Origin of the sequence: Janthinobacterium aestuarii (assembly GCF_046113285.1) — a bacterium.
Lineage (GTDB): Bacteria > Pseudomonadota > Gammaproteobacteria > Burkholderiales > Burkholderiaceae_D > Janthinobacterium.
In genome coordinates, this window is sequence record NZ_CP142524.1 from 4069627 (window position 1) to 4089554 (window position 19928).

Consider the following 19928-nt stretch of genomic DNA (forward strand, 5'->3'; position numbering starts at 1 on the left):
GGGGTATTGCATCGGACAGGGCTGAACAAGTTATCAAATGAATAAAATGACTCTTTTCCCTATGACGGCGCCATGTGCCCGGCGATAAAACCACCCTGGCACAGGCGGGCCTGCCGGGGTGTGCGCTCGCTACCCGTTCAAGCCTGTGCGCGCAGCGGCGGTGACGGTGCAAGCTGCACCGACGCGCCGCCGGCCTCGGCGTTTTCCCCGCCGGTGGCAGGCGCGCCCGGCGCCGGCAAGGATGTCGGCAAAGGCGCCGGCAAAACAAAGGGCAGCACCTGCGCCTTGCCACGGCGCGCCTCCTGCGCGCGCGCGTCGTGGGCGAGGAACTGGTAGGCGATGGCAAACCACGCTTCGCCCACGATGACCTTGCGCGCCAGCGCGAACAGTTCGCGCTCTTCTTTTTCCAGGCGCTGCAGCAAGGCCGCGCAAAAGGCATCGATGGCCGCGCACAGCTGCTCGGCCTGCAATTCGGAATGGTCGATGGCGGCGCCCGCGCGCTGCTGCACCGCATTGATGCTTTCCAGCGCCACGCGGTTCAAGCCATTGATTTCATTGAGCAAGCCGTCGGCATGCGGTGCGGCCTGGCGAATGGCGGGCACCAGATACATTTCCACCTTGCGCCAGTAGCCGCCCTGGTACAGCCGGTTCAGCCAGTCGCCCGCGTACTGCAGCTGCGCCAGGCTCAGCCTGCTTTGCTGGCGCAGCTGCACATGCATGTACTTCTGAAAGGCCAGCAGGCTCATGCGGATGCTGGCCTGTTCCACTGACAGGGAAACCAATATATATGTTGCCGTAAGCATGCACTCACTCCCGAAAATGCGCTGGATGTCTGATCCTGGAAGTGAAAGTGTAAAGACTACCGACAGCGATGGGCTTGATCCTGCACAAACCCGCAGCGGGCCAGCCGCGCTTTCTTTTACGGCGCGCGCAAGCCGATATGCAGGTTGACGACGCCGGGCTCTTCCGATGGCGTGACTTCGCCGCCAAAGCTTTTCACCAGCCGCTGCATGCCCTTGTTGCGCGCCATCGCCTCGCCCACCAGCGCTTCCGTGCCCCGGCTGCGGAAGTAGTCGACGAGCTTCTCGAACAGGATGTGGCCCAGGCCCTTGCCCTTCAGGGCCGAGCGCACGGCGATGGCGAAATCGGCGTGAATATTGTCCGGGTCGGCCACGGCGCGCACCACGCCCAGGGTTTCCGGCTTGCCGTCCGGCCCCGTGTGCGTGGCGATGAAGGCCATGGCGCGGTCGTAATCGATCTGCGTCAGGCGCGCCAGCTGTGACACGGGCAGCTCGCGCATGGAGGTAAAAAAGCGCAGGCGCACGTCGTCCGGGTCCAGCGCGTGGAACAAATCCATGTGCTGCGGCGCGTCCTCGGGGCGGATGGGGCGCAGCAGGATGGACTGGTCCATCCACGTCACCTGCTCTTCCAGCTCCTGCGGATACGGGCGGATGGCCAGGCGGTCGCGCTGCTGGCCCGGCTGCAGGCGGATGCGGGCGTCGAGGGCGATCACGCCGTCCGCGTCGGCCACCAGCGGGTTGATGTCGAGTTCGGCCAGCTCGCCGATGTCGGCCACCAGCTCGGCCACCTGGATCAGCGTGTAGCAGATGGCGTCGATGTCGGCCGGCGGCTGGTTGCGGTAGCCGGCCAGCAATTTCGACACGCGCGTGCGCGCCAGCATGTCGCGCGCCAGCACCATGTTCAGCGGCGGCAGGCCGATCGCGTGGTCGGCCGTCACTTCCACGGCGATGCCGCCCTGCCCCACGAGGATCACGGGGCCGAAGGCGGCGTCCGTCGTGACGCCGACGATCAATTCATGCGATTGCGGCCGGCGCGCCATCTGCTGCACCGTAAAACCGTCGATCAGCGCGTCGGGCCGCATGCGGCGCACGCGCTTGAGCATGGCGGCGGCGGCCGTGCGCAGGATGTCGGGCGTGTCGAGGTCGAGCGCCACGCCGCCCACGTCGGATTTGTGGGCGATGTCGGGCGAATGGATCTTCAGCGCGACGGGATAGCCGATATCGGCCGCCACGGCCAGCGCCTCTTCCACGTCGGCCGCCATGCGCGTGGTCGCGACGGGAATGCCGTAGGCGGCCAGAATCTCCTTCGAGCGGCATTCGCCGAGCACCGTCTGGCCGGCCGCCAGCGCGGCGGCGACGATTTCGCGCACCCTCGCGCGGCGCGGCGTGGCCGACATGGGCAGCTGCGCCGGCACCTGCATCAGGGTTTCCTGGTTGCGCCGGTACTGCACGATCTGCATGAAGCCATGCACGGCCTTTTCCGGCGTGTCGTAGGTGGGAATGCCGGCGCGATTGAAAACCTGGCGCGCGGGCGCCACGGTGGTGCCGCCCAGCAGGCACGACAGCACCGTGCGCGAGGTGGCCTTGATCAGCGGCGTGACGGCTTCGGCGATGTCGATCGACGAGACCATGGCCGTGGGCGCATGCAGCAGCAGCAAGGCGTCCGCCTGCGGCTCGTCGAGCAGCGGCTTGATGGCGTCGGCATAGCGCTGGACGGCCGCGTCGCCGGGCAGGCCGACGGGGTTGTCGTGCGACCACCCGCGTGGCAGCGCCTTTTCCAGCGCGATCACGGTGTCCGGCGACAGCTCGGCCAGTTTGCCGCCGCTGCTCACCAGCGCATCGGTGGCCATCACGCCCAGGCCGCCGCCGTTGCACAAAATCGCCAGGCGCTCGCCGCGCTGCGAACGGATGTGCGTGAGCGTTTCCACGGCGTCGAACAGTTCTTCGGCCGAATACACGCGCAGCATGCCGGCGCGGCGGATGGCCGCGTCATAGACGGCGTCGGAGCCGGCCAGCGCGCCCGTATGCCAGGCCGCCATGGCCGCGCCTTCCGCCTCGCGCCCCGCTTTCAGGACGATGACGGGCTTGCTGCGCGCGGCCGCCCGCGCCGCCGACATGAATTTGCGCGCCGCCTGGATGTCTTCCATGTACAGCAGGATGGCGGCCGTGTCGATGTCGCCAGCCAGGTAGTCGAGCAGGTCGCCGAAATCGATGTCGTAGCTGGCGCCGAGCGAAATGAATTTGGAAAAGCCCACGCCGTGTGCGTTGGCCCAGTCGAGCACGCCCGACACCAGCGCGCCCGATTGCGAGACGAAGGCGATCTTGCCGCTCGTCGCACCGACGTGGGCGAAGCTGGCGTTCAAGCCCAGTTTGGGCACCAGCAACCCCATGCTGTTGGGGCCGAGGATGCGCAGCAAATGCGGCTTGGCCGCCTTCAGCATGGCCAGCCGCAGCGACTGCTCGCGCACGGGGTCCAGGCCCGACGTCATGACGATGGCGGCGCGCGTGCCCAGCGCGCCCAGTTCGCGGATCAGCGCCGTGATGGTGGCGGGCGGCGTGCAGATGATGGCCAGGTCCGGCGCCTTGGGCAGGTGCGCCAGCTTGCGGTAGCATTTCAGGCCCATCAGCTCGTCGTACTTGGGGTTGACGGGCCAAATCTCTCCCTGGTAGCCGCCGCCCAGCAGGTTGTACAGGGCGATGGCGCCCAGCTTGCGTTCGCGCGCCGTGGCACCGATCAGGGCCACCGAGGCCGGCTTGAACAGCTTGTCGAGATTACGGATACTCATGTTCTGGCCTCATGGATTGCCGGAGCGGGATGCCGGAGCGGCTGCGCCAGTGTATAGGATGCGTTGCCAAAAAAACTTGACCTTGTCACGCGTTTCGCAAAAAAATAGTGCCTCTACCAGCGCGAGCGGTGGCTTTCCGTCACGCCCGCCAGCTGCGCCACGATGCGCTTGGGCGAGTCCGCGCTGGTGCGCACCCAGCCGCTGAACGTGCCGATGGGCTGGATGTAGCGGCTGGCGGCGATCCACAGGTTTTTATCCTCGCGCCGCGCCCCTTCCGGCTTGAAGTGCAGGTCCAGCAGATCGTCGTCCGTCCATACGTGCCACGGCGCCAGCGGGTTGTCGGGATTGAAGTCGAAATGCGCGCGGCCCAGCGGATACAGCTGGCCATCGAGCCACAGCGCGTTTTCATGCGCGCCGAAATAGCCGGCCTGCAGGTTGAACCCGAGGTCCAGGCTGTGCGCCGAAGCCCAGCGCCATTCCGTCTCGCGCGCCAGCAAGCCGTTCGAATAATCGAAGCTGGCCACGCCGTCGTCCAGGCTGTAGCCGACGGCGCCGCAGCGCACGCTGCCCCACAAGGGCAAGCCGCCCGATTTTTGCGTCGCATGCACGCTGCCGCCCTCGCCCACGGGGCCGATGGCCAGCAAGGTGGGCGCCACGGGCGGGCCGCATTCCGCGTCGATGCCGAAATGGCCGCAATCGAGCCGCAAGCGGTAGCGCTGCTGCGGCTGCGCCTCGATGCTGATTTTCTGCGACAAAAAACGGAAACGGCTGGAAGCACCCGCATGCGGCGCCAGCGTGGCGCACAGGCCAGGAATGCCATCCTGCGAAAAGCTCGCCACGATCTTGCCCTTGTGGCGGTCGAAGGCATAGGCGAAGGCCGTGCTGGTCCAGCCCAGGTCGACGATGGCCACGCCGCAGAATACGGCCGGCGTCGACAGGGCCACGTAATGCCAGCGCTTGTGGTGGAACAGGCGCCAGAGGGCGCCCCGTGCATGCGGCGACGCCAGCGCGGCCCACTCGAAGGCGTCCAGCTGGCCCGTGTAGCGGCCGAAACATGGCTGGCCACCGGCGGCGAGCAGGGATGACGGCGCGGGCGGCAGCATCATGCGGCCTGCCTTGCGGCAGCGCCGCCGTCGTGCAGGGCGGCGGCCAGCAGCGCACCGAAGGCGGCCGGCTGCGCCTGGGCTATCTCGACCTGCGGGCAGGCATGCCAGAGCGCCAGGCGCCGCACGGCGCCGGCCACGTCCTGCACCAGGCGGGGGCTGACGCGCACGCCCTCTTCCAGCGCCAGCGATTTGATCTCGAAGCGCCCCTGCGCGCGGTGCGCCTTGGCGTCCAGGCGTCCCACGAGCGCGCCACGCCGCAAGATCGGCAACGTGAAGTAGCCATAGCGGCGTTTTTCAGCGGGCGTGTAGCATTCGAGCCGGTAGTCGAAGTCGAACAGTTCCAGCGCGCGGCGCCGGTCCCAGACGACGGGGTCGAACGGCGACAGGATCGTCGTCAAGGTGGGCGCCAGCCTGCCGGCGGCGGCCGCGCGCAGCAACTCCCCATGCTCGGCATGCACGTAGACGGCGTCGCTCCAGCCGGCCACCGCGCAGCGCAGCAGCGCGCCCTCGTCGACCAGCGCCTGCAGATCGTGCGCCAGGCTGGCGCGCGCCTGTTTGGTGCGAAAGTAGTCGCTGATCCAGCCGGCCCGCGCCAGGCCCAGCGCCTTCACGCTGGCCAGCAGCAAACGGCGACGCACCTGGTCTTCGGGCGGCAGCAAGCCGTCGTGCCAGCCAGGCAGCACCCGTTCGGCCAGGTCGTAATAGCGCTGGAACTGATGCCGCTTGGCGATCATCAGCACGCCCGACGTAAACAGCACTTCGAGCGAGCGCTTTTCCGGCTTCCAGCTCCACCAGCCGCCCGCCTGGCCATCCGTGCGTTCAAAGTCGGCCGAGCGCGCGGCGCCGTTGGCGCGGATGTGGTCGAGCACCGAAGCGACGGCGTCGCCCTGCTCGGCCATCCATTTGACGGAATACTTCCAGCCCATGGCGGCCGGGTCCAGCATGCGGTGGCGGTACAAGCCATAGTCTTCGATGGGCACGAAGCACGCCTCATGCGCCCAGTATTCGAACAGCGCGCCCTCGGCCAGCAATTGCTCGAGCCACGGCTGCGGATAGTCGCCCAGCCGGCTCCACAGCACCAGGTAGGGGCTGCGCGCCACCACGTGGATGGTGTCGATCTGCAGCACGCCCATCCGGCGGATGGCGGCCAGCACGTCGGCCTTCACGGCTTTTTTACGCCGCGCCTGCAGCAAGCCCTGCGCGGCCAGGTGCAGGGCGCGCGCGGCGGCCAGCGAGAGCGGGGGGACGTCGGAAGGCGGGTGCTTGTCTGGTCTGTGCATAACAGAAAGATACCGCATTCTGCCCACGCATTGTGCGTTTTATCGCTATCGGATCGCGCAGCCTTCAGCCTCGCTATGCGGCGGGAAACACCAGCGTCACCGCCAGCCCCCTGCCCTGCAAGCCGGCGCCCAGCACGATGGCCGCGCCATGCCGCTCGGCGATGCGCCGCACGATGGACAGGCCCAGGCCGCTGCCGGGCAGCTGGGTCGCACTTTCCACCTGCCCCAGGCGCACGAAGCGCTCGAACGCGCGCTCATGCATGTCTTCCGCGATGCCCGGTCCCGTATCGGCCACGCGCACATAGCTGCGTCCCGCTTCCACGCCGCAACTGATCTCGACGGCGCCCGGTGCCGGCGTGTAGCGCAGCGCATTCTCGACCAGGTTACGCAACAGCATCTGCAGGCTGTCCGCATCGAGCGCGCACGGCGCCGGCGCCACGTTCACGGCCAGCGACAGCCGGTATGGCGCGGCCAGCGCCTGCCACTGGGGCGTCTGCTGCGCCAGCAGCTGCGCCAGGTCGCCCGGCGCCAGCGCCACCTGGGCTTGCGCCTGCGGATCGAGCCGGGCCAGCGCCAGCAGCTGGTTGACGAGGCGCGTGGCGCGCTCCACGCTGCTACCCAGGGCGGCGATGAATTCCTCGCGCTCGTCCGCGCTGCGGGCCCGCTGCAGCACTTGCAGATTCGTCTTGATGGCGGCCAGCGGCGTGCGCAGTTCGTGCGCCGCATCGGCCGTGAAGCGCTGCTCGTTGTCGCGGCCATGCCGCACCCTGCCAAACAGGCGGTTAATTTCCAGCAGCAGCGGATGCAGTTCGTCCGGCGCGCCAGCGAGCCCGACGTCGGCCAGTTCATCGGGCGTACGCGCCGACACTTCATCGGCGCACGCTTGCAGCACGCGAAACACGCGGTGGACGGCCCACCAGATGGCGACGGTGGCCAGCGCCACCAGCAGCAGGCCGAACAGCGCAACGCGGTAAAAGAAGCCGCGGCTGATGTCGTCGCGGTGGCTGGTCGGTTCGGCCACCAGCAGTTGCAAAGTGCGCTGCGGGTCCCACAGCGAGAACAGACGCCAGCGCTGGCCACCTATCGTGGTCCACGACAGGCCATCGGGCGCGCTGCGCGACAGGGCGATGTCGGACGCCGCATCGTTGCGGTACAGCACGCGCTGCTGCGCGTCGCGCACCTTGAACAGCAAATACTGGTGGGGATTGTGCTGGCCGCGCAGGGGCAGGTCGATGGGCCCCGTCGAGCCGTGTTCGCGCGCCTCCTTTGCCACCAGCGACAGCAGCAAATGCCCCGTCTCGGTCAGCGACTGGTCGAACAATTCCTGGCTTTCGCGGCGCGCTTCCACGTACACGATGGCGGCGCTGCCCACCCACAGGGCCAGGGTCAGGCCCAGCAGCACGGCCAGCAGGGTGCGCCGCAGCGACCAGGTTTGCACGCCGCGGCCGGCAGTTAAGAATCTCTTAAGAACTTCTGCGCAAGATCCGGAGCGAAATATTTTCTGGGTAGCCATGGTCGCAATTGTAAATGATTCTTATTGCTTTCATGATTCCCATTCCTTCGTTAATACAGCGCAATTATTCATTCACCCTTCAGGAGTTTGCATGTCCAACCGCACCCGCCGCGCGCCCCTGCCGCGTCCCACCACCCTGGCCCTGGCTCTGGCCGCCCTGTCCTGCCTGCCGGCTCACGCCCAGACCGGCACGCCGGCCAGCATGCCGGAAGTGGTGGTCTCCGCCTCCGGTTTCGAGCAGGACATCAAACAGGCGCCCGCCTCGATCACCGTGCTGACGCGCGACGACCTGTCGAAGGAACGCTTCGGCAATCTGACGCAGGCGCTGGAAAGCGTGGAAGGCATCGACGTGGGCGCGGCGGGCGACAAGACGGGCGGCATGAACATCAGCATCCGCGGCATGCCCAGCGACTACACCCTGGTGCTGATCGACGGACGCCGCCAGAATGCGGCCGGCAACGTCACGCCGAACGGCTTCGGCGGCACGCAGACGAGCTTCATGCCGCCACTGGCCGCCATCGAGCGCATCGAGATCATCCGCGGCCCCATGTCGACCCTGTACGGCTCGGACGCCATGGGCGGCGTGATCAACATCATCACGCGCAAGGTGGGCAAGCAGTGGATGGGTTCCATCTCGGCCGACTATACCGCGCAGCAGGAATCGGACTTCGGCGACGTGAAAAGCGGCCGCTTCTACCTGAGCGGCCCTATCGCCTCCGACCTGCTGGGCCTGTCCCTGCGCGGCAGCAAGCAGCGCCGCGATGCGGCCGACATCCGCGTCCCCAACGCGGCCGGCGCGGAGGTGCCCGCCAGCATGGGCGCCAATCCCGTGCGCGCGGACATAGCCAACTTCGGCGCGCGCCTGGCCTTCACGCCAAACCGTTACCACACCGTTATCCTCGACGCGGACGCGGGCCGCCAGACCTACGACAATTCGAAACAGCAGCTGGGCACCGTCGGCTTGCAGGGCGGCTACGGCCCGGAACAGAAATACCAGCGCGACCAGTGGACCCTGTCGCACACGGGCCGCTTCGGCTTCGGCACCCTCGACAGCAGCTACATGGTGAACAAGACGGAAACCCTGGGGCGCACGATTCCGCCAGGCACGCCCGGTGCCGTGGCCGGCAGCGCGCGCACGCTGGAAGTGAAAAGCCAGGTGTTCGACACCAAATTGGTCATGCCTTTGGGCAAGCACATGGCGACCGTCGGCGCGCAATGGTGGAAAGCGGACATGACGGACGGCGTGGCGCCAAAGACATTCGAATTCACGCAAAAAGCCCTGTTCGTGGAAGACGAATGGCAAGTGCTGGAAAACGTCGCGTTGACCTTTGGCGCCCGTTATGACGATCACAGCATCTTCGGCGGCCAGACCAGCCCCCGCGCGTATGCCGTGTGGAACGCGACGCCGAGCTGGACCGTCAAGGGCGGCGTCAGCAAAGGCTACAAGACGCCGCGCGTGGAACAATTGTCCCCAGGCATCAACGGTTTCGGCGGCCAGGGCACGATCCCCCTCGTCGGCAGCCCGGACCTGAAGCCGGAAACGAGCACGACGACGGAAATCGGCGCCTACTTCGACAACCTGGCCGGCTGGACGGCCAGCGGCTCGCTGTTCAACAACGCATTCAAGGACAAGATCACGACGGGCACGGGCCTCGTCAACTGCAGCTACCGTCCATCGCCGAACCGTCCCGGCTGCGTCAGCTTCGGCAACTGGCCCAACGTCGATGCGTTTGGCCAGTCGGTCAACGTGGATGAGGCCGTCACACGCGGTGTCGAGCTGAACACGCGCTTCCCGCTGGGCAAGACCTTGTCGGCCAGCGCCAACTACACGTACACGGAAAGCGAACAGAAGAGCGGCAGCAATGCAGGCAAGCCGCTGAGCGACACGCCCAGGCACGCCGTCAATGCGCGCCTCTCGTGGGATATCTCGCGCGAATGGAACGGCTGGCTGCGCGCCGAGTACCGCAGCGAGCGCTTCCGCGATCCGGGCACCTCGGCTTCCACGCGCGCCGCCAAGGCCGCGCTGGGCGACTACCAGGGCTACGCCATGCTGCACCTGGGAACCAGCTACCAGCTGAGCAAGCGCGTGACCCTGAACGCGGCCGTGTACAACCTGCTCAACAAGGACTTCATCGACTACCAGCCTTACCGCGCACCGGCCTTGAACTACGCGAACCGCTATGTCAACAGCCTGGACGGCCGCCGTCTGTGGCTGTCGGCCACCGTCGATTTCTGATCAAGGGGGGGCGGTCTCCCGGCCGCCTTTTTCCCGTCAGGCCGCTTTGGGCTTGTCGATGCAATAGCCGACCGCATGCACGGTGCGTATCAAGTCCCGCCCCAGCTTCTTGCGCAGGTGGTGGATGTGCACTTGCACGGCGTTGCTTTCCACTTCATCGCCCCAGCTGTACAGGTTTTTCTCCAGCTGTTCCCGGCTCAGCACGCGGCCGCCATGTTCCAGCAGCAGTTGCAGGATGCGAAATTCCTTCACGGTTAACATCACGGGCACGCCCCCTTGCGTCAGCTGCCGGTCCGCGATATCGAGTACCAGGTCGCCGTGCACGAGCTGCTCGCGCAGGCGGCCCGCGGCGCGCCGGCAGGCGCTGCGGATGCGCGCGGCCAGTTCGTCGAGGTCGAACGGTTTGACGATAAAGTCGTCGGCGCCCGCATCCAGGCCGGCGATGCGCTCGCCCACCTGGTCGCGCGCCGTGACGACCAGCACGGCGCCGCTGTAGCCGTTATCGCGCAGCACGCCCAGCGCCTGCATGCCGTCCTGCCCCGGCAAGCCCAGGTCGAGCAGGATGCAGCCGTAGTCGTGCAGGCGCACGGCCGTGTGCGCGTGTTCGGCGCTCGTGACCCAGTCGACGGCGTAGCCGCCCTGTTCCAGGCCGATTTGCGTGGCGCGGCCCAGCTGCGGGTCGTCTTCGGTCAGCAGGATGCGCATGGAGAAGCGGCGATCCGCTCAGTCCTTTTTCTTGATCAGGCCGGCCAGCGCGGCAAACGGATTGTGCGTGGCGGGCGCCACCTCGGCCGACAGCAGGCCGGCGCCACGGTCCGCTTCCAGGTAGCGCGAGTGCTCATTGTCGTGACAATACAGGCACAGCAGTTCCCAGTTGCTGCCGTCGGGCGGATTGTTGTCGTGGTTGTGGTCGCGGTGGTGCACCGTCAGTTGCTGCACGTTGGCGCGCGTAAATTCGCGCATGCAGCGGCCGCAGACCCACGGATACATCTTCAGCGAGCGCTCGCGGTAGCCGCTCTCGCGCTGGTCGGCGGCGCGGCGCGCTTCGGCCACGATCTTGTCCAGTCTTGCCGCGTCGGGCTTTTTACTCTGCATGACAACTTTCGATATGGGAGGAAGAAGCATCCATTTTAATGAGGATGGGGGCGCAATTGTACTTTTTCTGCCACGGCGCAAGCCCGTGCCGCCCCCGGCGTGCTTTTTTTAGCGTGCGCGGCACCACAGGTTCTTGATTTAACGCAAAATAAGCCCAGCGACAGACCACGAACAGACGCTAGGGCAGCAGGCAGCGCGCAGGTCAGCATATTTCGGCTATGATGCGCGCCACGCCGCCCTTCACCTTTCCATGACCCTAGCCTGCAAGCGCCCGTGATAGCGATAACAAGACCCCTGCAACGCCTTGCCCGCCGCCTGTACCGTCTCAGCCTGGTACCCCTGTTCGCGCTCATCTTGCTGCTGGCGCTGTGGGCGGCCGTCTTGTACCAGGTGGGCCAGGAACGGGCCAGCGCCGTGCGCGACGCCGTGGCCGTCAGCCAGTCGCTGGCCCGTACCTTGGCCGACCATACCAGTTTCACCCTGCGCCAAACGGACCACGCCACGCAATTGTTCAAGCTCAAATACGAGGAAACGGACGGCACCCTGCGCCTGAACGAATTCACGCGCCGCCAGGGCTTGCTCGACAGCGTGCTGCCATCAAAGCTGGAACTGCCGATCGCCCTCGTCGACGCGCGCGGCGACGTGATCGACAGCGCCAACGCGTATCTGCCGGAAAACCTGGCCGGCCAGGCATTTTTCAAGGCGCTGGCCGCCAATGCGTCCGACACGGCCCTGGTCGACACGCCCATGCTCGACGCGGGCAGCAAGCACTGGACCATCCGCCTGGCGCGCCGCCTGAACGATGGCCAGGGCCGCTTTGCGGGCGCCATCGTCATCCACGTCGACCCTACGTATTTTGTCGACGACTACGACCGCCTGAACCTCGACGAGCATGGCGCGCTAATGCTGGTGGCGCGCGACAGCGGCCTGACGGTGGGGCGCATCGGCGAGCAATTGATCCTCAGCGACCGCATCGACTTCCGCATGCCGGGCCCGCCGCAGCACGCGCCCGAGGAATTGCTGATCGAGCCGCCCGTCGATGCGACGGCGCGCATCTACAGCTACCACGAACTGTCCCGCTACCCGCTGCTCGCCGTGGTGGGAGTGAGCCGCGCCACGGCACTGGCCCGCTTCGAACACCGCCGCCTGGCGTATATCGGCGCCCTGCTCGCCGCCAGCGTGCTCATCGCCGGCTTTACGGCGCTGCTGATGCGCCAGAGCGCGCGCCTGCGCCGCAGCATCCGCCAGGCCAAGGAAACACAGGCGCTGCTGCGCGCGGCGCACCAGGCCAGCCTCGATGCCGTGCTGCTGCTCAAAGCCTGGCGCCCCGCGCCGGGCAAGCCGGTGGAAGATTTCACCTTTGCCGACATCAACGAGCGGGCCGCCGATATGCTGGGCAAGCCGCGCTCCGAACTGCTGGGCCAGCGCGTGCTGCCGCGCGTGCCGCTGCTGCGCGGCGAGCGCTTTTTCAAGCGCTTCGTGCTGGTGATGGAAACGGGCCAGCCGCTGGAGGATGAATTCGAGCTGAAACTGGCGTCGGGCGGCACGCGCTGGCTGCGCCACCAGGTGGTGCCGATCGCCGACGGCGTGGCCGTCACCTCGCGCGACATCAGCGCGCGCAAGCACGACGAACTGGCGCTGCAGGACAACCGCAGCTTCCTGCAGTCGCTGATCGACCACCTGCCCGTGCTGGTGTACGTGAAAAGCGCGCGCCCGGAAAACTTCGGCCGGATGGAAGTGTGGAACAAGGCGGCCGAGGACATCACGGGCCACCTGGCCGCCGACGTCATCGGCAAGACCGATTGCCAGGCCTTTCCGCCCGACTTCGGCCTGCACGATGCCGAGGACGACCGCGCCATCCTGGCCGAGCGCGGTGTCATCGACCATACGGAAAAGCCGCTGCGCCTGCGTGACGGCAGCCTGCGCTACCTGCGCTCCGTCTCCGTGCCCGTGTTCGACGAGCGCCATCAGGTCGAGCATATCCTGTGCATCGCCGAGGATATCTCGCAGCGCCGCCAGCAGGAACTGGAACTGCGCCAGAAACAGGCCGAGCTGGCCGCCGTCAACGACGCCTCGCCGCTCGGGCTGGTGCGCCTGGACCGCCAGCGCCGCTGCACCTACGTCAACCGCACCTTCGAAGCCATCACGGGCCTGCCGCGCGCCGCCGCGCTGGGCGCCGGCTGGACCAGCGCCCTGCACCCGGACGACTATCCGCTGATGCACGTGGCGCTGGAACAGCTCACGCGCAGCCACGCGCCATTCCAGTCCACCCTGCGCTGCCTGCAGCGCGACGGCAGGCTGGTCTGGGTCTCCGTCAAAATTGCCCCCATCCTCATCGACGGCCAGATCGACGGCTACGTGGGCAGCCTGGACGACATCACCACCTTGCGCGAATCGGAAGTGGCGCTGCTGGAAAGCGAAGCGCGGCTGCGCACCATCGCCGACACCTTGCCGGCCATGATCGCCTACATCGACGCCGACCAGGTCTACCGCTTCCTGAACATCGCCTATGAACGCGAATTCGGCCTGACGGGGCGGCAGGCGCTGGGCAAGAGCGTGCGCGACACGGTGGGCGAGGCGCGCTACGGCACGGTGGCGCCGTATATCGAAAGAGTACTGGCCGGCGAAACCTTGAGCTTCGAGGAAGAAGACGAGAAGGAAGGCATCGAGCGCTGCATGGAAGTGATCTACATCCCGCAGATCGGCGAAGACAGGCTGCAGGTGGTGGGCTTTCACGTGATGCGCCAGGATATCACCGTGCAAAAGCGCGAAAAACAGCGGCTGCTGAAGCTGTCCCAGGTCGATGCATTGACAGGATTGTCGAACCGCGCCGGCTTCCAGCAAAAGCTCAGCGACGCCATGCACGCGAGCCGCCGGCAGCAGCACCTGATGGCCGTCATGTACATGGATATCGACCGCTTCAAGCCCGTCAACGACACGCACGGCCATGGCACGGGCGACGCCCTGCTGCGCGCCTTCGCCCAGCGCCTGACGCAGACCATGCGCGCCACCGACATCATCGCCCGCCTGGGCGGCGACGAATTCACCATCATCATGGAACAGATCGCCCGGCCCGACGACGCGGCCGTGCTGGCGGAAAAAATCGTCGCAGCCATGCGGCAGCCGTTCGAACTCGACGGCATCACCGTGCGCATTTCCGCCAGCATCGGCCTGGCCTTCTACCGCGACGAAGACATTTCCCCCGCCATGCTGCCGCAGCGGGCCGACGTGCTGCTGTACCAGGCCAAGCAGGATGGGCGTAATACCTACAGGGCCGGCGCGCTGACGACTTGAGCACCTGAGAAAACGTCCATGGCTGCGTTGCAGTGCCTTGCCGTACTATTCGTACTGCCTACGGCACTACGCCTTGCCCTGAACGTTTTTCAGGCACTCTGGATGTATCGATAAAAATCGAAAACGCTCTTCGAAATTCGTTCAATTCTCCAGTACCTGCCTCATTTCAGCTATATTGGCGCCTGTCTTCCCTACCCTTGCCACACCATGCGCCTGCTGCACACTTCCGACTGGCATCTGGGCCAGACCCTGCACAATTTTGAAAGGGGTTACGAACACCAGCGCTTCCTCGACTGGCTGCTCGACACGCTCGTGATGGAGCAGGTCGACGTGCTGCTGGTGGCGGGCGACGTATTCGACAACGCCAACCCATCGGCCGCCTCGCAAAAGCAGTTATATGTCTTCCTGCAGCAGGCGCGCGCGCGCCTGCCCGCGCTGCAACTCGTCGTCGTCGCCGGCAACCACGATTCGGCGGGACGGCTGGAAGCACCCGGCCCCCTGCTGGCCGCGCATGGCACGCACGTGATCGGCCATGTGCTGCGCGGCGACGATGGCCAGATCGACCTGGAACGCCTGCTGCTACCGCTTACCGGCAACGATGGGCAAGTGCAGGCCTGGTGCCTGGCCGTACCGTTCCTGCGCCCCGGCGACGTGCCGAAACTGCCGGCCGGCGACACCCAGGATGCCTACCTGGGCGGCATCGCCCTGCTGTACCGCCAATTGGCGGACCTGGCGCTGGCGCGCCGCCGGCCCGGGCAAGCCATCGTTGCCATGGGCCACTGCCACATGGTGGGCGGCGAAATGTCGAACGATTCCGAACGGCGCATCGTCATCGGCGGCACGGAAATGCTGCCCTCGGGGATTTTCGATACGTCCATCGCGTATGCGGCGCTGGGCCATCTGCACAAGGCGCAGGCCGTGGGCGGCCAGGAGCACATCCGCTACTGCGGCAGCCCGATCCCCCTGTCGTTCGCCGAAGTGAACTACCGCCACCAGGTGCTGTGCCTCGATATCGACGGCGAAGCGCTGCAATCCGTGCGCGCCATCGCCGTGCCGCGCGCCGTGCCTCTGCTGCGCGTGCCCGCCACACCGGCGCCCATAGCCGAAGTGCTGGAACAGCTGGCCGCCCTCGACGTGCCGGACGCTCCAGCCGAAGCGCAGCCGTTCCTGGAAGTGCGCGTGCGCCTCGACGCGCCCGAACCTGGCCTGCGCACGCGCATCGAAACGGCGCTCGACGGCAAGAGCGTGCGCCTGGCGAAGATCGAAACGTCGAGCGCCGCGCGCAGCAGCGCGCCAGAGAACATGACGCTCGACCAATTGGGCCAGCTGCAGCCCGACGACATCTTCCGCCGCCTGTACCAGCAAAAATACGCGAAGGAAGCGCCGCCCGAACTCCTCTCGGCCCTGGCCGAACTGCTGCTGCCCAGCGCTTGAGTACACCTGAAGAACCATGAAAATCCTGAAAATCAGCGGCAAGAACCTGGCTTCGCTGGCCGGCGAATTTGAAGTCGACTTCCAGCAGGAGCCGCTGGCGTCCTCCGGCCTGTTCGCCATCAGTGGCCCCACCGGCGCGGGCAAGAGCACTCTGCTCGACGCGCTGTGCCTGGCCCTGTACGACGCCACGCCGCGCCTGCTGAAAGTGCTGGGCCGGGGCAGCGCCCTGCCCGACGTGGGCAAGGAAACCGTCAACGCGCAGGATACGCGCACCCTGCTGCGCCGCGGCACGCCGGACGGTTACGCGCAGGTGGACTTCGTCGGCAACGATGGCGGTCACTACCGCGCGCGCTGGAGCGTGCGCCGCTCGCGCACCAAGGCCGAAGGGGCGCTGCAGGCGACCGCCATGAGCTTGCACCAGCTGCCCGCGCTGCAGCCCATCGGCGGCACCAAGACGGAAGTGAAGGAAGAGATCGAAAAACGCATCGGCCTGTCCTTCGACCAGTTCACGCGCGCCGTGCTGCTGGCGCAAAACGAGTTTTCCACCTTCCTCAAGACGGAAGACAATGAACGGGGCGAATTGCTGGAAACCCTGACGGGCAGCAGCATCTATACCGACATTTCCATGCGCGCCTTCGAGCGGGCGAAAAAGGAAAAGCAGGTGCTCGAACGGCTGGGCGAAAAGCTGGCCGACCAGCGGCCGCTGTCGCCGGAAGAGCGCAGCGAGACCGAAGCGTCAAGCGGCGCGGCCGAAACCGCCCTGCAAACCATCGACCTGCGCAAGGCCGTGCTGGAATTGCAGCAGCGCTGGCACCAGGAGACGCACAAGCTGCAAACCCAGGTGGCGGCCGCGCAGGAAGCGCTGGACAGCGCCGATGCCGAACGGGCCGCCGCGGAGGAACGCCGCGCGGCGCTGGCGCAGTGGGAATTGCTGCAGCCGGCGCGGCCCCTGATCGACGACGTGGAGCGCCTGGCCGGCGAGATCGCCGGCACGGGCGCCGCGCTGGAAGCGTCGCGCGCGCAGGCGGCGCAAGCCATCGCCAGCGAAGCGCAGCTGGCGCAGGCCGTGCAGCAGGCGGCAGCGGCCTTGCTGGCCACGGAAGCGGCGCAGCGCGATGCGGCGCCCCTGCTCGACCAGGCCAAGGCGCTCGACGCGGGCATGGCGGCGCACATGCCCGCGCATCGCCAGGCGCAAGATGGGGCCCTGGCCGCCGACCAGGCCAACGAGGCGGCGCGCGCCGCGCTGCACGCGCTGCAGCAGCGCCAGCACGCCGCGCAAGCGGAACAGGAAGCGGGCCGCCAGTGGCTGGCAGCGCACCAGCAGTGGCAGGCGCTGGCGCAATCGTGGCAGTTGTGGGATCAATTGTTTGCCCAGGCCGGGCAAGCCGCCGCGCAAGCCGATGCGGCCGACGCCAGCATGGCCGAGTCAAGACAGCAGCTGCGCCAGGCCTCGGACGCCACGCAGGCGGCGCAAGCGGCGCTGGCCAGCGCCGCTGCCGTGCTGGCGGCGCGCGATGCGGAACGGCGCGCGGCGCTGGCGGCCGTGCAAGCCATCGATGGCCAGGGGCTGCAGGAACAGCGCGGCCGGCTCGAGGCGCACGCGCGCACGTTGACCAGCGCGGAAAAGACCTGGAGCGAACTGGCGCGCCAGCAGCAGGCGCTGGCGCACTGGCAAGCGAGGGCGGCCCAGCTGGCGCAGGCCGCGCAAACGGAAAGTACGGCATGGGCGGCGGAAGCGGCGCAAACGGCGCTGCTGGAAGCGCGCCTGGCGCAGGCGGAAAAATCCTTGAAAGGCGCGGAGGCGGCATGCGCGGCCAGCGTGGAGCAGCTGCGGGCCAATTTGCAGGACGGGCAGCCCTGCCCCGTCTGCGGCGCGCTGGAACACCCGTACAGCCACGCCGACCACGCCTTGCAGGCGATGCTGGCCAGCTTGCAGGATGAGGTGCTGGCTTGCCGCACGCAGGCGCGCGGCAATCTGGAGCGGCTGGCCACGCACAAGGCGGCGCTGGCCGCGACGGCACGCGAACAGGCGCAAACGGAGGCCGAACTGGCGGCCCTGCCGCCCGCCATCGACAGCTTGCTCGCGCAGTGGCAGCCGCATGCCAATACCCTGCAGCTGCCGCCCGAAAACCGGCGCGCGGACTGGTTCGCGCAGCAGCTGGCGGCCAATGCGGCCGGCTTGCAGGCACTGGCGCAGCAGGAAACGGCGCTGCGCCAGGCCGGCGTACGGCGCGAGCAGGCGCAGGCGGCGCACGAACTGGCGTCCAGCGAGCACGCGCGCCGCACCAGCACCGCCGCCGAGGCGCAGGCGCGCCTGGCGCAGCTGCAAGCGCAGCAAGCGGGCAACGCCGACAAGGGCGCGACGGCGCGCGCCGCGCTCGACGCCTTGCTGGCGCAGCTCGATGGCGCGTTCGCCGACGCCGACGGCGCCGAGGACTGGAAAGACAGCTGGCGCGCCGGCCCGGCCGACTTCCGCGCCGCGCGTGAATCGGAAAGCCGGCAATGGCTGAAGCAGCAGGCGGACCAGGACAAGCGCGGCCACGCGCTGGCGACCCTGGCCGCGCAACTGGAAGCGGCGCTGCCGGCCGCCGCCAAGGCGCAGCAAGCGGCACAGGAAGCCCACGCCGTCTTTGCCGCCGCCGACAAGCAGCGCACGACAATGCAGGCGCAGCGCAACGCGCTATGGCAGGGCCGGAGCGTGGCCGAGGTCGAACGCGCGCTGGCAGGCGCCATCGCGGCAGCCAAAGAGCTGCTGACGCAGCAGCAAACGGCGGCGCAATCGGCCAGCCATCAGCGCACGCGCCTGGAAGAAGCGTGCGTGCAGCTGTCGCAGCGGCTGGCTGCCCTGCGTGAACAGGAACACGGCGCCAGCGCCGCCCTGCACGGCTGGCTGCGCCAGTTCCAGGATGCCCATCCGGCCCGTGCGCCGGGCGACATGGACGCCTTGCGCGCGCATCTGGCCATCGCGCCGGACACCATGCGCGCCGAACGCGACGCCCTGCAAGCGATCGCCGACCTCCACACGGCGGCCGTTTCCGTGCTGGCCGAGCGCCGGCAGCAGTTGGCGGCGCATGTGCAGCAGCCGCCGGAGGCACTGGAAATGGACGAGGCGGCGCTGCAGGATGCGCTCGACGCGCTGCTGCTGGAACGCCAGGCGGCCAACCAGGAAGCGACACGGCTGCGCCTGGCGATCGCGCAGGACGACGCGCGGCGCCACGGCGCGCAAGCGATGCTGGCGCAAATCGAGGCGCAAGCCGTCATCGAGCGGCGCTGGGCCAGCCTGGATGAATTGATCGGCTCGTCCGACGGCAAGAAATTCCGCAACTATGCGCAGCAATTCACCCTGGAAGTGCTGCTCGGCTATGCCAACGCGCATTTGAACCAGCTGGCGCGCCGCTACCAGCTCGAACGCATCGACAACCCGGACAAGCCGTCGCTGGGCCTGATGGTGCGCGACCAGGACATGGGCGGCGAGCTGCGCTCCGTGCATTCGCTGTCGGGCGGCGAATCGTTCCTCGTCTCGCTGGCCCTGGCGCTGGGCCTGGCCTCGCTGTCCTCGAACCGCGTGCGCGTCGAATCGCTGTTCATCGACGAGGGCTTCGGCAGCCTCGATACGGAAACCCTGCGCGTGGCCATGGATGCGCTCGACGGCTTGCAAGCGATGGGCCGCAAGGTGGGCGTCATCTCGCACGTACAGGAAATGACGGAGCGCATCGCCACCCGTATCCTCGTGAAGCCCGGTTCAGGCGGCAAGAGCGTGGTGACGGTGCTCTAGGTCGCTAGCGGCTGGCCGGCTCCCGGCACAGCCTGAGCATATCCCAACCCAGTTCGCGGCGGATCTGCTCGGGGTCGGGCGGGGGGCGGCGCTGTTCCAGCTCCGCTTTCAGCCACTTCCTGACCAGCTCCTTGGCGGGCTGTGCAGGCTTTTCCTTGTCATGCTTGTCCATGGTGCTACCTCTTCAATGGCGGTCAGACGACCTCCTATATACGCTCAACGTCATGGCGCGGATTCAGTTGACGTGCGCGTGGCGCAGATGCAACAACGTGTAACGATGGCCGGAGTGCGTTAAAATCGCCGCCTTCGCGTAACTACCCGCTACGCCCCGCAACAGTTCAAGGAGCCCCATGAAAGCCGCCCGCAGCCTCACCTTCAAGTGCGTAAAATGTCACAAATCCATGCAGGTTTACCTGCAAAAAGTCTCCGCCTGCTCGCATATCCAGCCATACCAGGGCATTTGCGCATGCGGCGAACTCAAGCGCCACGCCACGGGCCAGGCCGATGCCGTCAAGTCCTACCTGGAATCGGCGGACGGTAGCTGGTCGCACCACCACTAATGGTTAAAGAATGGGGCACGGCTGCCGTTAACTGAGTACTTACTCATTC

At 67.2% G+C, this 19928-nt stretch carries 13 protein-coding genes; 5 read left to right on the top strand and 8 right to left on the bottom strand.

Features of this window, described 5'->3' with window-relative positions; genetic code table 11:
• Nucleotides 1–137: 137 nt before the first annotated feature.
• From OX462_RS18215 to OX462_RS18235, 5 genes are all read right to left on the bottom strand, one after another.
• Nucleotides 138–803, bottom strand: coding sequence for a hypothetical protein (locus OX462_RS18215; protein WP_409026736.1), 666 nt, complete (start codon nt 801–803; stop codon nt 138–140).
• Between the two features lie 116 nt (nt 804–919).
• Nucleotides 920–3586 carry a bifunctional acetate--CoA ligase family protein/GNAT family N-acetyltransferase gene (locus tag OX462_RS18220; RefSeq protein WP_070221396.1) on the bottom strand — a complete coding sequence of 889 codons (2667 nt, stop codon included), beginning with the start codon at nt 3584–3586 and terminating at the stop codon, nt 920–922.
• 113 nt (nt 3587–3699) lie between these two features.
• The gene (locus OX462_RS18225; RefSeq protein WP_409026737.1) at nt 3700–4692 is read right to left on the bottom strand and encodes a DUF2804 domain-containing protein; all 993 of its coding nucleotides are present in this window, start codon (nt 4690–4692) and stop codon (nt 3700–3702) included.
• Nucleotides 4689–5972, bottom strand: coding sequence for a winged helix-turn-helix domain-containing protein (locus OX462_RS18230; RefSeq protein ID WP_409026738.1), 1284 nt, complete (start codon nt 5970–5972; stop codon nt 4689–4691). The genes OX462_RS18225 and OX462_RS18230 overlap by 4 nt, the downstream gene beginning before the upstream one ends.
• A gap of 73 nt (nt 5973–6045) precedes the next feature.
• The gene (locus OX462_RS18235) at nt 6046–7410 is read right to left on the bottom strand and encodes a sensor histidine kinase (RefSeq protein ID WP_409026739.1); all 1365 of its coding nucleotides are present in this window, start codon (nt 7408–7410) and stop codon (nt 6046–6048) included.
• 166 nt (nt 7411–7576) lie between these two features.
• Between OX462_RS18235 and OX462_RS18240 the strand changes: the two genes are divergently transcribed.
• Entirely contained in the window at nt 7577–9721 is a 2145-nt protein-coding gene (locus OX462_RS18240) for a TonB-dependent receptor domain-containing protein (protein WP_409026740.1), read from the top strand.
• 36 nt (nt 9722–9757) lie between these two features.
• On the opposite strand, the gene OX462_RS18245 is transcribed toward OX462_RS18240, so the two are convergent.
• Nucleotides 9758–10426 (bottom strand): response regulator, encoded by a 669-nt coding sequence (locus OX462_RS18245; RefSeq protein ID WP_099408800.1) that lies wholly within the window; start codon nt 10424–10426, stop codon nt 9758–9760.
• A gap of 18 nt (nt 10427–10444) precedes the next feature.
• Nucleotides 10445–10816: a YajD family HNH nuclease gene (locus OX462_RS18250; RefSeq protein WP_034755042.1), complete on the bottom strand. Its 372-nt coding sequence runs from the start codon at nt 10814–10816 to the stop codon at nt 10445–10447.
• A gap of 273 nt (nt 10817–11089) precedes the next feature.
• Between OX462_RS18250 and OX462_RS18255 the strand changes: the two genes are divergently transcribed.
• The 3 genes from OX462_RS18255 to OX462_RS18265 all read left to right on the top strand — a co-directional run bounded on the left by OX462_RS18255 (nt 11090) and on the right by OX462_RS18265 (nt 19319).
• On the top strand, nt 11090–14110 hold the full coding sequence (locus tag OX462_RS18255) for a PAS domain-containing protein (RefSeq protein ID WP_409026741.1): 3021 nt from the start codon (nt 11090–11092) through the stop codon (nt 14108–14110).
• Between the two features lie 207 nt (nt 14111–14317).
• Nucleotides 14318–15544: an exonuclease SbcCD subunit D C-terminal domain-containing protein gene (locus OX462_RS18260; protein WP_409026742.1), complete on the top strand. Its 1227-nt coding sequence runs from the start codon at nt 14318–14320 to the stop codon at nt 15542–15544.
• A 16-nt stretch (nt 15545–15560) separates the two neighbouring features.
• Nucleotides 15561–19319: an AAA family ATPase gene (locus OX462_RS18265; RefSeq protein ID WP_409026743.1), complete on the top strand. Its 3759-nt coding sequence runs from the start codon at nt 15561–15563 to the stop codon at nt 19317–19319.
• Nucleotides 19320–19323: 4 nt separating this feature from the next.
• Here OX462_RS18265 and OX462_RS18270 read toward each other — a convergent pair whose 3' ends face one another.
• On the bottom strand, nt 19324–19491 hold the full coding sequence (locus OX462_RS18270; protein ID WP_166449232.1) for a hypothetical protein: 168 nt from the start codon (nt 19489–19491) through the stop codon (nt 19324–19326).
• A gap of 178 nt (nt 19492–19669) precedes the next feature.
• Between OX462_RS18270 and OX462_RS18275 the strand changes: the two genes are divergently transcribed.
• Nucleotides 19670–19879: a hypothetical protein gene (locus OX462_RS18275; protein ID WP_034755039.1), complete on the top strand. Its 210-nt coding sequence runs from the start codon at nt 19670–19672 to the stop codon at nt 19877–19879.
• Nucleotides 19880–19928: the final 49 nt, after the last annotated feature.